Annotated in this window: 10 protein-coding genes and 1 other RNA gene; 3 read left to right on the top strand and 8 right to left on the bottom strand. The window is 47.1% G+C overall.

The annotated features are described in order from the left end of the window. Positions 1-52 precede the first annotated feature (52 nt). On the bottom strand, positions 53-835 hold the full coding sequence (gene tpiA, locus AOQ57_RS02435) for a triose-phosphate isomerase (RefSeq protein WP_093624878.1): 783 nt from the start codon (positions 833-835) through the stop codon (positions 53-55). Between the two features lie 144 nt (positions 836-979). On the opposite strand from tpiA, the gene AOQ57_RS02430 reads away from it, so the two are divergent. Together AOQ57_RS02430 and AOQ57_RS02425 are read left to right on the top strand one after the other, a co-directional pair. Next, positions 980-1,828 (top strand): aldo/keto reductase, encoded by an 849-nt coding sequence (locus AOQ57_RS02430; RefSeq protein WP_093624876.1) that lies wholly within the window; start codon positions 980-982, stop codon positions 1,826-1,828. A gap of 57 nt (positions 1,829-1,885) precedes the next feature. After that, positions 1,886-2,569: a M57 family metalloprotease gene (locus AOQ57_RS02425; protein WP_235788995.1), complete on the top strand. Its 684-nt coding sequence runs from the start codon at positions 1,886-1,888 to the stop codon at positions 2,567-2,569. A gap of 164 nt (positions 2,570-2,733) precedes the next feature. On the opposite strand, the gene AOQ57_RS02420 is transcribed toward AOQ57_RS02425, so the two are convergent. From AOQ57_RS02420 to AOQ57_RS02390, 7 genes are all read right to left on the bottom strand, one after another. Beyond that, positions 2,734-2,934 (bottom strand): hypothetical protein, encoded by a 201-nt coding sequence (locus AOQ57_RS02420; protein WP_093624873.1) that lies wholly within the window; start codon positions 2,932-2,934, stop codon positions 2,734-2,736. Positions 2,935-2,943: 9 nt separating this feature from the next. Beyond that, a complete protein-coding gene (locus tag AOQ57_RS02415) occupies positions 2,944-4,302 on the bottom strand; it encodes a glucose-6-phosphate isomerase (protein ID WP_093624871.1) in 1,359 nt (452 codons plus the stop codon). Positions 4,303-4,456: 154 nt separating this feature from the next. Further along, on the bottom strand, positions 4,457-6,124 hold the full coding sequence (locus AOQ57_RS02410; protein ID WP_093624870.1) for an FAD-dependent oxidoreductase: 1,668 nt from the start codon (positions 6,122-6,124) through the stop codon (positions 4,457-4,459). Positions 6,125-6,139: 15 nt separating this feature from the next. Next, positions 6,140-6,703, bottom strand: coding sequence for an alkyl hydroperoxide reductase subunit C (gene ahpC / locus AOQ57_RS02405; protein WP_093624868.1), 564 nt, complete (start codon positions 6,701-6,703; stop codon positions 6,140-6,142). Positions 6,704-6,977: 274 nt separating this feature from the next. Next, positions 6,978-7,838: a GRP family sugar transporter gene (locus AOQ57_RS02400; RefSeq protein WP_093624866.1), complete on the bottom strand. Its 861-nt coding sequence runs from the start codon at positions 7,836-7,838 to the stop codon at positions 6,978-6,980. 265 nt (positions 7,839-8,103) lie between these two features. Next, the gene (locus AOQ57_RS02395; protein ID WP_093624864.1) at positions 8,104-9,591 is read right to left on the bottom strand and encodes an ATP-binding protein; all 1,488 of its coding nucleotides are present in this window, start codon (positions 9,589-9,591) and stop codon (positions 8,104-8,106) included. Next, positions 9,591-10,313 (bottom strand): response regulator transcription factor, encoded by a 723-nt coding sequence (locus AOQ57_RS02390; RefSeq protein ID WP_093624862.1) that lies wholly within the window; start codon positions 10,311-10,313, stop codon positions 9,591-9,593. Before AOQ57_RS02390 ends, AOQ57_RS02395 begins: the two co-directional genes overlap by 1 nt. A 140-nt stretch (positions 10,314-10,453) precedes the next feature. Between AOQ57_RS02390 and ssrA the strand changes: the two genes are divergently transcribed. Beyond that, positions 10,454-10,826, top strand: a transfer-messenger RNA (tmRNA) gene (ssrA, locus tag AOQ57_RS02385). Positions 10,827-10,940: the final 114 nt, after the last annotated feature.

The raw sequence follows: 10,940 nt of genomic DNA, 5'->3' as shown, positions 1-10,940 counted from the left end.
AACGATTATGGGGCACTTCACGATCCAGGATCTTTTTAATCTAGCACCATAGCTATTGGGCAGCTTTTTTTTGATAAATATCAGCCACCGTATTAATCATCGACAAAAAATTATCGGCATCCAGGCTGGCCCGTCCAATTAAGACACCATCAATATTGGGCTTATTCATTATTTCCTTGATGTTTTCCGGGTTAACGGAACCACCATAGAGGATCCGGATCTTATCGGCTACCTCATAGGAATAAGAATCCGCAATGGTCTGCCTAATTAGGCGACACCCCTCTTCGGCCAGGTTTGGGTTAGCATGTTGTCCAACCCCTACGGCCCAGCTTGGTTCGTATGAAATGATAATATTTTTAACTTGATCAAAGGAAACACCGCGTAGAACGTTAATTAATTGTTCAAAAACATAATGAACACTACCGCTGAATTCTTTTTGAATCATCGTCTCATCGGTACAGATAATCGGCGTCATCCCGACCTGCAACGCGGCAATCACCTTACGGTTAACCAGGTCATCATTCTCATTAAAAAGCTTACGCCGTTCAATATGTCCTAACAAGGCGTAGTTAATCCCGGCGTCAGCCAAGGCCTTAGGACTTACCTCACCAGTATAAGCCCCCTCATATTCCGCATAGGCATTTTGGGAAATAATTTCCAATGGTTGACCCTTAACCTCTTGCAACATTGGGTACAGGGCTAAAAAGTTAGCGGCCACCCCAGACTCGACCAGTGCCGGATCTGGGAGACGCCCTTGTAAGCTCCGGATAAAGTCTAACGCTTCATCAACGCTTTTATGCATTTTCCAGTTCGCGACCACAAATGGCTTGCGCATGTTTAATCCCTCGCTTTCACTACTAGTGGAAACTTTTCCATAATATTTTACCCACTTTGAACCAACGGTGGCAAGTGCAACTAATTCCCTTCTTGTTAATTTTGGTTATAATAAGAAGAAATCACCGAGGAGGATTTTGCCCTTATGGACATTTCAAGTAACTTACTTACCCTAGCCGACGGTAATCAAATGCCCTCCCATGGCTTTGGGGTTTACAAGATCACTGATGATCGGGAACTGATTAACGCCGTTACACATGCCTTTGACGCAGGCTACCGGCTGTTTGACACAGCCCAAATGTATGAAAATGAAGCTGCCCTGGGAAAGGCCTTAAAAGAACTCAATCAACCCCGGGATAACTACTTTATCACCACTAAGGTTGCTGAACAAAACCAGGGCTACGATCAGGCGATTGCTTCCACCAAGGAATCCTTAAAACGCCTGCAACTAGACTACGTCGATTTATTACTGATCCACTGGCCCATCAACGAGCATTTCTTTGACACGTGGCGAGCTTTTGAAGACCTTAAAAGGGACGGGCTTACCAAGTCAATCGGTGTCTCTAATTACGGAATGATCCACCTCCAATACCTAGCAACTAGAGCACGGGAGATGCCAGTTGTTGACCAATTGGAACGCCACCCTTGGTTGCAAGAAGAGCCAATGGTCGAATACAACCGTGCTCACAACATAGTTACTCAAGCCTGGGCCCCACTTGGGCGGGGACAACTAATGGAAGAACCAATCCTAAAAAAAATCGCCAGTGCCCATGACCGTTCCGTGGCCCAGGTGATCTTACGCTGGCAACTCCAATCTGGTATCTCCTTTATTCCTAAGTCGGTCCACAAAGATCGAATCAGCCAAAACGCCGCCATCTACGACTTTACGTTAAGTGACGACGAAATGATGCTGATCAAGGGACTTAACAGGAACCGTCGCTTAAGTCAGGAACCAGAACTAGTTTACGAATTTAACCACCAATACCCGCACTAAGGAAGGGCGCTTCGCCTTTATCCCAAGGAGGTTTTTACCATTCGTTTCCTTCGTTTTTTGATTACGCCCTTAGCCTACTTCACCCTTTTTGTGGTTGGGATCTGGGCCTACCAAAATAACCCCACCTTTCATGAGCGAACCGACACCGTGGTCTTGCGACTTGAGAATTACGTTCGCCAACTGAGCGGCCAAAACACCACTTCTAAACAGGAAACGTCTCAGAGCCAAACCAGTACGATCGACGAGTCCGGCGGTGGCGGTCGGTGGGTTAAAAACAGTACCACAATCTACATTGCAATTCAAAATCAGACCCTTAAAAACGCCTTAGAGGACGCCATTAGCCAGTGGAATAACACTGGGGCGTTTACCTTTCACATCACTAACGACAAGGACAAGGCTACTGTGATCGCTTCAACCATGGATGATAGTTCCAACCAGGCAGCTGGACTCACCCAGATGAGCTTGGACGAAACCACGGGACACTTTGTTTCTGGTAAGCTCTACTTGAACCGGGCCTATCTTTTAAACCCGACCTACGGCTACTCCTACCAGCGGATTGTTAACACCGCCGAGCACGAACTAGGCCACGTAATCGGGCTTGACCATGACAGTGCCACATCAGTAATGCAACCAGCTGGATCAAATTACACAATTCAACCTATTGACATCCAAAACGTTCAAAAACTGTACAGCCAAGATACTGCTAGCAACAAGGCAAGTTCAACCGTTGCTAGCAATTAACATTATCCTTACGAACAGAGAACACCCATGATGTTGACCACCTCGATAGTGCTCTATCCTTAGCTACTTCCCTGATAACAGAGAATTGGTGGCTAGCTTTCTTGGATCCCCTTAAGATAATAACGACCCCTAGTCAGCCAATGTAACTGACCAGGGGTCGTTATTTATTTTCGATGAAGCTCAATAGTGATCCATGCTAACAATCCCAAGAGTATTAAGCAATATAAGAGCCCTACTATGACAATGTACTTAATGAAGGGCAAGGTTCCCATAAGGCTCAAGAACCAAAGGGCCAGGGTGGTCACCATCGTCACGGCCAGATGCTGTTGTAACTGGCGCCGGCTTTTTTCCAAGCGTTTTTTCATTCGACGTATTTAGTCACCGATTTCTTTTTTCAGCTGCTGCCCGATTGCTTCGTAGCCCGGCTTCCCCAGCAGGCCAAACATGTTTGTCTTGTAGGCTTCCACCCCGGGTTGGTTAAACGGATTGATCCCGTTTAAGTACCCCGAAATGGCCATTGCGACTTCGAAGTAGTAGATCAGGTAGCCTAGGGTGAACTCGTCTTCCTTGGCGATGTTAACGGTCATAACCGGGACGCCCCCAGCGGTGTGGGCCGCTACCACGGCCCGGTAGGCCTGCGTGTTAACCCAATCAATTTCCTTGCCTTCCAGGTACTTGAGCCCGTCCAGGTCGCTCTTCGCGCTTGGGACCTGCAGGTTGTGGTTCGGTTCGGTCAGCTTAACGACCGTTTCCATTAGGTTCCGGCGCCCTTCTTGGATGTATTGGCCGAGGGAGTGCAGGTCGGTGGTGAAGTTGGCGCTTGATGGGTAGATCCCCTTTTGGTCTTTCCCCTCTGATTCACCGGCCAGCTGCTTCCACCATTCGGCCAGCATGGTCATGTTCGGTTCGTAGTTTTCCAGCAGTTCTGTCGTGTACCCCTTCCGGTACAAGATGTTCCGGTAAGCCGCGTATCGGTAGGCCGCGTTGGTCGTCAGGTCCGGGTCCGTATAGGTGGCGGCTGCCTTGGCAGCGCCGGCCATCAACTGGTCGATGTCCGCCCCAGAAACGGCGATTGGCAAGAGGCCGACGGCCGTCAGGACCGAGAAGCGACCACCGACGCCGTCCGGAATCACGAAGGTTTCCCAGCCTGCGGCGTCCGCCTCGGTCTTCAGGGCCCCGCGCTGCCGATCAGTCGTAGCGTAGATCCGCGCGTTGGCGCCGGCTTCCCCGTACTTCGCTTCCAAGCGCTGCCGGAAGACCCGGAAGGCGATCGACGGTTCCGTGGTGGTCCCGGACTTTGAGATCACGTTAACCGAGAAGTCGCGGTCGCCGATCAAGCGAAGCAGGTCGGCTAAGTAGCTGGAGGACAAGCTGTTGCCGGCAAAGAGCACCAGCGGCTGCTTCCGGTCGGCAGGGGTCTGGGCCTGGTAAAAGGAGTCATGCAAGAAGTCGATCGCCATCCGGGCCCCCAGGTAGGAGCCCCCGATCCCGATCACCACTAAGACTTCGGAGTCCGCTTGGATCTTTTTCGCCGCCTGCTTGATCCGGGCGAATTCGGCCTTGTCGTATTCCGTTGGCAGGTGGAGCCAATCGCGGAAGTCCGCCCCGGCCCCGGCCCCGGTCCCGTCACGTAACTGGCGGTCAGCGGCGGTTACCATCGCCTGCATCTCGGCCAGTTCGTTTTCGTGGACAAACTTCTTTAAAGCACTTGCATCAAAGCTTAGCGTTTCCATGTTTCCAATTACCTCTTTCTGGATTGCTATTTTTTTCACTAACTAGAATAATAACCGTTTATGGATCCGTTTTCAATCTCCACCACTAAAAAAAGTGGACCGATCTTTTTGGGAAGGCAATAATCTCTGATCAAGATAGACCCACTTTTAATTACTAACTTTTAATTTTTGCTTGCTCTGCCGCCTGGACTAATTCTTCGAGGGATTGACTACCGAAAATAACCGGGCCCCCATTAATCATTGTTGCTGGAACTGACATAATTTGGCGCTCCTCTCGTAACCATGGGAAGTGCTGTAAATCAATCATCGTAGCAGTTACCGCTGGGTTTAAAGATGCCATTTGCTGACAGGCCGTCACCACATCCGGACAGAAGTGACAGGTCAAGGATACCCCAATTTGAATGTCCGTTTGGGGAAGGGCTTTGATCCGTTCCACCAGTTCCGGTGCAATCTCTTGCCCCGGGCCCGCCACATTATAGATTCCTAAAATCAAGGAATTAATTTCGTGGCCGGTTGGAACCCCAGCAAAGTGCAGGCCAGTGTCCAAGTCATCAACTAATAGACGTAGTTGAGGCGCTAATTTTAAGCCCGCAGGAATTGAAGCTGTGGCTACTTGAAGGTGATCGTCCAGCTTAGCTAACTCATTCACAAACGAAGTTAGCTCCTGACTCAATTGTCCGTTATCCCCCAACACTTGAAGGGTGACATCTTTATTCAACCGCCCAAAGATTGACTTTAATTGGGCCACTAGGTCCGGTGTGAACCAATCGCCGGTATGCTGTGGGGCCGGTTGAGAGGCTGCCACCTGACTAGTTTGACCGACCGTCTTAGTGGCTGGCTTGGCCGGGGTCGCATGCACTGAAATCCCCAAATGCTTCTTTTCCGCCGTGATATAGGCTTCTGCGTTAGTAGCTGCTATGGCCCCATCAGAAGCAGCCGTGATAATCTGACGAAGCTTCTTAGCCAAGACATCCCCAGCAGCATAAACCCCGGCAATATTAGTTGCACACTGCTCATCGGCAAGGATATAACCGTGACGATCGAGATCCAACTGATCTTTGAAAAGTTCCGTTTCCGGTTCAGTTCCAACGTAAACGAAGATTCCGAAAGTTTTATCACCGTCTATAACTTGGTAGGTTTGCTCCTGATCGGTCTTGTTATTTACTAACGTCATCTCTGTTAAATAGGTATTTCCCTTAACTTCCTTGACCTCCGTGTTGTACTTAACGGAGACCTTAGGGTTATCCAGTGCTCGGGAAGCCGTAAGTGGCGGACAGGAGAAATGATCCCCTCGTACCAGTACCGTAACGTGCTTAGCATAGCGGGTCAGGTAATCAGCCTCTTCAGCAGCGGCATACCCCCCACCAACTACAAAAACCTGCAGGCCTGAGAAGAGTTCTCCATCGCAGGTAGAACAGTATGCCACTCCGTGACCACGGAACTCATCTTCACCCTTAAAGCCGACTTTACGTGGGTGGGCCCCAGTGGCAACAATAACGCTACGGGTCTGGTAGCGGTGGCCACTCTTGGTCGTGATCACCTTGATCTTCCCGTCCAATTGGACCTCTTGCACCCCATCACGTTTGATCGTTACCCCAAAGTCTGCTGCCTGCTTTTGCATTTGATTAGCTAATTGGGTCCCATCAACGGCCGGAGCAGCCGGGTAGTTGTACACAACTGAGGTAGTCGTTACCTGCCCCCCAACCGTATCCGCCTCCAAAATCAAGGTATCCAGGGTTGCACGCCCAGCGTAAATTCCGGCTGAAAGCCCAGCTGGACCGGCCCCAATAATGATTAAATCATAAACGTGCTCTTGGTCCATTTAAATCACCGCCTTTTACAGCTTCCCCACGAGATCAAGACTCGGCTTGATCGTGTCCTCACCTGGTTTCCAGTTAGCCGGGCAAACGCGATCACCGTGTTCGCGAACGAATTGAGCTGCCTGCAGTGTCCGGAAGATTTCATCTGCGGAACGACCGATCCCCATGTTGTTAATGGTGTATGACTGGATTTTGCCATCCGGGTCAACAATGAATACACCCCGGTATGCTTGACCAGCTTCTTCATCTAAAACGTCAAACATCCGTGCCAACTTACCCGCTGGGTCAGCTAGCATTGGGTATTTAACCTTACCAATTTCCTCAGATGCTTCCGCCCAGGCCTTATGAACAAATTCCGTATCTTCGGAAACGGAGTAGATCTCAGCGTTTGCCTGCTTGAATTCTTCGTACTTATCTTGTAATGCTTCTAGTTCCGTAGGACAAACAAAGGAGAAGTCGGCCGGGTAGAAGAAGAAAATACTCCACTTCCCTAAGACATCTTCCTTAGTAACTTCTTTAGTATCGCCATCTTGGTATGCTTGTACCTTAAAGTCGTTAATTTCTTGGTTTAAAAAGTTCATATGAATGCCCTCCTTAATTAGAATAGTTATCATCTGTATTAACTAGATTAGCATGATTCTAACTTAGTGTAAACCTTAACTTCGAAAACAGGAGTTTCACTCCTCAAACATAATACTTTTGTAAACAAAAGCCATTTACGTTCAGGGTCATTGTATACCCTAAGTAGAAATAGGTACAATTATTCTAATAATTAAAAAGGCTCTATTACCCAAAGCTGAACTTTGGGTAATAGAGCCTAACTTTTTAGTTTTTCATAGTATCTGTCAATGCTAATTAAGCAAAGATCGTTGATACGGAACCAACCACGATTAACAAGATCCCTAATAGAGTGAACTTCATTTCGCGCTTGGACTTGTGTTCGTGCAGAACCAAGATGCCCCCCAGGGTAGCAATAATCACATTCAACTGGGTGAAGATAAAGGCGACGTTAACCCCTAAATCCCGGGCAGCGAAGATGTAGGCAAAGGCCGCGATCCCCCATGAGATCCCACCCAAAATGTTGGTGTATTGTTCCTTTTGACCAAAGGCCTTAGCATTGCCAGTGAATAGTTCGTATAAAACAGCCCCCACTAAGATCCCTAGCACTTCTGGCAAGAAAATCCCTTCGGAGCTTTGGTTAGCTAAGTATGGGATCTTCGGGAAGGCTGAGTAAATCCAGTAACCGATCGTTGTTACCAACAAGAACAGCACGTTGGACATGTTGACCTTACTAGATCCCTTTTCGTCAGTTACGGAAGTCATTACCGCCCCAATAATCACGATCAAAAGGGCCGTAAAACCGATCAAAAGGGCCTTAGCACCCTTCCATTCACCAAAGATCATGACCCCAATTAAGGAGTTCCCAACTAGTTGGAAAACCGTGGACAACGGAATTGTTGAGGAAACCCCCATCCGCTTAAAGGACACGAATTGACCAATTTGGGCCGTCGACCAAAGGGCCCCACAGACCATCGAAAAGATAAAGGCCCCTACTGAAATAGTTGGTTGAGTAATCAAAAAAGCAATGATCCCAACGATTGAGGCCCCAGCTCCAATCCCAAAAATTTGGTTGGCTTCCGTTCCCCCCATTTTTCCGGTAATCAGCGGCATTAACCCCCACCCAAGGGCAGGAATAAGTGCGATTAAGTATTCCATCTCTCTATCTCTCTCCTAACAATATAGAATTCTCAAATCTCAACCTTAATATTCTATAACACGGTAACCGGTTTCACAAGCTTTTTAGCAATTATCAAATCCGGTCTACGAATATTGATGATTGATTCTACAGTGTTTTTACCGCTTTAAAAAAAATTGGTCTATCTATTATCATTCACAATTAAGTAACAATACTTTCATTTTTCCTACATAAAAGGCCCCATCCCGTTAAACCTAACCGGACAAGGACCTTCTTCAATTAATGCTAGTTGTGTTCATCACCACTGTGAGGCGCGTGTTCACGATCTGGGAAAAAGATGGTAAAGGTTGTCCCCTTCCCATAGACTGAATCGACGTTAATTTTTCCGCCGTGAAGCTCAACTAATTGATGGACGATCGCCATCCCCAGCCCCGATTCTCCGTACTGAGAGTTCATTCGGGACCGGTCGGCCTTATAGAAGCGTTCCCATATGTTTTTCACCTGTTCTTTAGTCATCCCAATTCCGGTATCGGCAATCTTTACCTCAGTCCCATGGGTTACTCGGCGGGCACTTATGTTAATTTTACCGTTTGTGGTGAACTGAATGGCGTTTTGAACAATGTTAAACATAATTTGAACGAAACGGTCATAATCAGCATAGACGGGAATACTGTTCGGCACGGTCAGTTCCAATTCATCATTATTGGCCGCTGCTTTTTTATGCAACTGTTCCTTTAAGTTAACCAGAACCGCCGCACCATCAAAGACCTTGCGTTCCATACTAATTTGATTTGTTCGGATCTTTTCGTAATTTAAATTATCGTTAACCAGACGAATTAACCGCTTAGTATCGTTTTGCATCAACTGGATGCTATGCATCTTGTCTTCTTCTGGAATTGCATCGTAAGCAAGCCCCTCTAAAAGGCCATTAATGGTTGTTAGTGGGGTCCGCATTTCATGGGCAGCATCGGCCATAAACTGCTTACGCCGCTCTTCCTGGCGTCGAATCTCTTCTTGCGACTCGCGCAGTGAGCTTACCATCTGATTGAAATTAGCGCTCAACTCATCAAGTTCATCCTTATTTTTGTTGGCCAGGTGAACTTGATAGTTCCCTTGGGCAACCTGATGGGTGGCCGTATTAAGTTTGTCGATCCGCTTAGTCAACGAGCGGGCAATCATATAGGAAATAATCAGGGCTACTAACAGAGCCAGCAGAAAGGCAAAGACAAAGTTTTTTATTAACTGCTTAATGTTTTGCCGCATCGACGAGACAAAGGTTCCAATCGTGACAATCGCCACTAGTTTTTGCTTATAAAAGTAAGGGTGAATGATCAGAGTCATTTCAGACGAGGTCCTCAATGACTCCCTACCTTCGACATCTACGTGGCGAAAAGAAGGGTAATCAGCCTTCTTTTTAACGATATCCCCCTTACGTAGGTGTTCCCAGTCATCACTGGTTAACTTAGGGGTGAAACCATTACTAGCGTACAGTTCTTTTTTAGCCGCATTATAAATTGCAAAGTGAACGTCTTGGCGGGACAACAAGCGAGCATTGCTTGACAGGGCCGAGTTTTCAAACCCAGCAAAGTCATTTGTCTTGGGGTTATAACGAATTGAGTCCCAAACCAAGCTGTCTGAATATTTAGTTAACTGTCGCCAGGTCGACTGATACGTTGTCTGATCAGTGACCGAGATAAAAGAAATCGTTAAAATTACCATTAATGACAGGATGACGGCCACAAAACCGAGCATCTGCCGGTACATTAACCGCATTAGTCTTCATCTGCCTCGCTATCATCAAACTTATAACCAACTCCCCACACCGTTTGAATAACCTTTGGCCCCACCTTTTCAATCTTTTGCCGCAGCTTTTTAATGTGGGCGTCAACTGTCCGTTCATCACCGTAAAACTCGTAATCCCACACTAGTTGTAAAAGCTGCTCACGGGTAAAGACCTGTTTAGGTTTGGAAGCCAGCGTCTTTAAGAGGTCAAATTCCTTGGGAGTCAGGTTCGAAATTAGGTTCCCGTTTAGGTACGCCTCACGTGTCTTGGAATTGAGTTTAAAGTGGCTAGTTTGAATGTCAAACTCAGAGGTGACCTGTTCAGCCTTGTTAGCAATTCCCGACAGTTGAACCCGCCGACGCAAGGCCTTGATCCGGGCAATCAAAGTTAAGGGGCTAAATGGCTTCGTAACATAATCATCAGCACCCATTTCTAACCCTAAAACTTGATCACTTTCAGAATCGCGAGCCGTTAGGATAACAATCGGTACGGTTGGTGATAAGCGCCTGATATCGGCCGCCACCTGCATTCCGTCCTTTTTGGGAAGATTCAGGTCTAGTAAAACCATCTCCCAGTCGTCAATTTCCTTTGCAAAAACCTCGACTGCTTCCTCACCATCGTAGGCAAAGGTTGCGTCCCACTTTTCCTTTTTAAAAAACATTGACATCATTTCACATACTGAGTGGTTATCTTCAATCATTAGGATTTTCATTATCATTCAGTCCTTTAATTTCATTCTCATCCGTAGTTCTATTATAGCCGACATTCACCTGGATGTTTATTTTATTCATATTAAAGATTGCTTACGTGCAATTTAGAAAAATATTTGGTAGAATGTCTTATGTTCTATTTGGGGATGTTTTTGGATTCGACGGGTATAGGTCGAGCTCCAACTGCGTTTCGAAGGTTGCGTCTTCGTAAAAACGCTCAGTTTTAAATTATAACTGCAAACAATAATTCACAATCTTACGCATACGCTGCCTAACAAGTAGCGCGCGTAAATCCGGCCGGGCTCGTCCATGGTGCGGTACCGGGTTTTATCTGTAGTGGACTACGTTAAGGGGTGCTGCTTGAGGTCCTTAAAAGAGATTTGCAAGCTAGCCCATTCTGTTAGCCTTGATTAGCGGCGTTTGAATAGGTGAAGCTTAAAATAGTTGATCTATGAACGTAGAGGTTGAAGCGGCGATATGCTCGGACGCGGGTTCGAACCCCGCCATCTCCATTTTTTAGAAAATTTGAGGAAGCTCAAAGAAGCGTCAAGTCCTGATCTAATGGGATTTGGCGCTTTTTAGTAAACGATAACTAAGTAGTATCAGCACCATACTAATTCATGGGAACG

The sequence above is a fragment of the Limosilactobacillus gorillae genome (assembly GCF_001293735.1).
GTDB classification, from domain to species: Bacteria; Bacillota; Bacilli; order Lactobacillales; family Lactobacillaceae; genus Limosilactobacillus; species Limosilactobacillus gorillae.
The sequence above is the reverse complement of the archived record's forward strand: the minus strand, read 5'-3'. Positions and strand labels throughout refer to the sequence as shown.

Coding starts and splice junctions, on each gene's coding strand:
- AOQ57_RS02420 (WP_093624873.1), bottom strand. CDS start 2,934: ATGAAAAAACGCTTGGAAAAAAGCCGGCGCCAGTTACAACAGCATCTG.
- AOQ57_RS02415 (WP_093624871.1), bottom strand. CDS start 4,302: ATGGAAACGCTAAGCTTTGATGCAAGTGCTTTAAAGAAGTTTGTCCAC.
- AOQ57_RS02410 (WP_093624870.1), bottom strand. CDS start 6,124: ATGGACCAAGAGCACGTTTATGATTTAATCATTATTGGGGCCGGTCCA.
- AOQ57_RS02395 (WP_093624864.1), bottom strand. CDS start 9,591: ATGCGGTTAATGTACCGGCAGATGCTCGGTTTTGTGGCCGTCATCCTG.
- AOQ57_RS02390 (WP_093624862.1), bottom strand. CDS start 10,313: ATGAAAATCCTAATGATTGAAGATAACCACTCAGTATGTGAAATGATG.
- AOQ57_RS02430 (WP_093624876.1), top strand. CDS start 980: ATGGACATTTCAAGTAACTTACTTACCCTAGCCGACGGTAATCAAATG.
- AOQ57_RS02400 (WP_093624866.1), bottom strand. CDS start 7,838: ATGGAATACTTAATCGCACTTATTCCTGCCCTTGGGTGGGGGTTAATG.
- ahpC (WP_093624868.1), bottom strand. CDS start 6,703: ATGAACTTTTTAAACCAAGAAATTAACGACTTTAAGGTACAAGCATAC.
- tpiA (WP_093624878.1), bottom strand. CDS start 835: ATGCGCAAGCCATTTGTGGTCGCGAACTGGAAAATGCATAAAAGCGTT.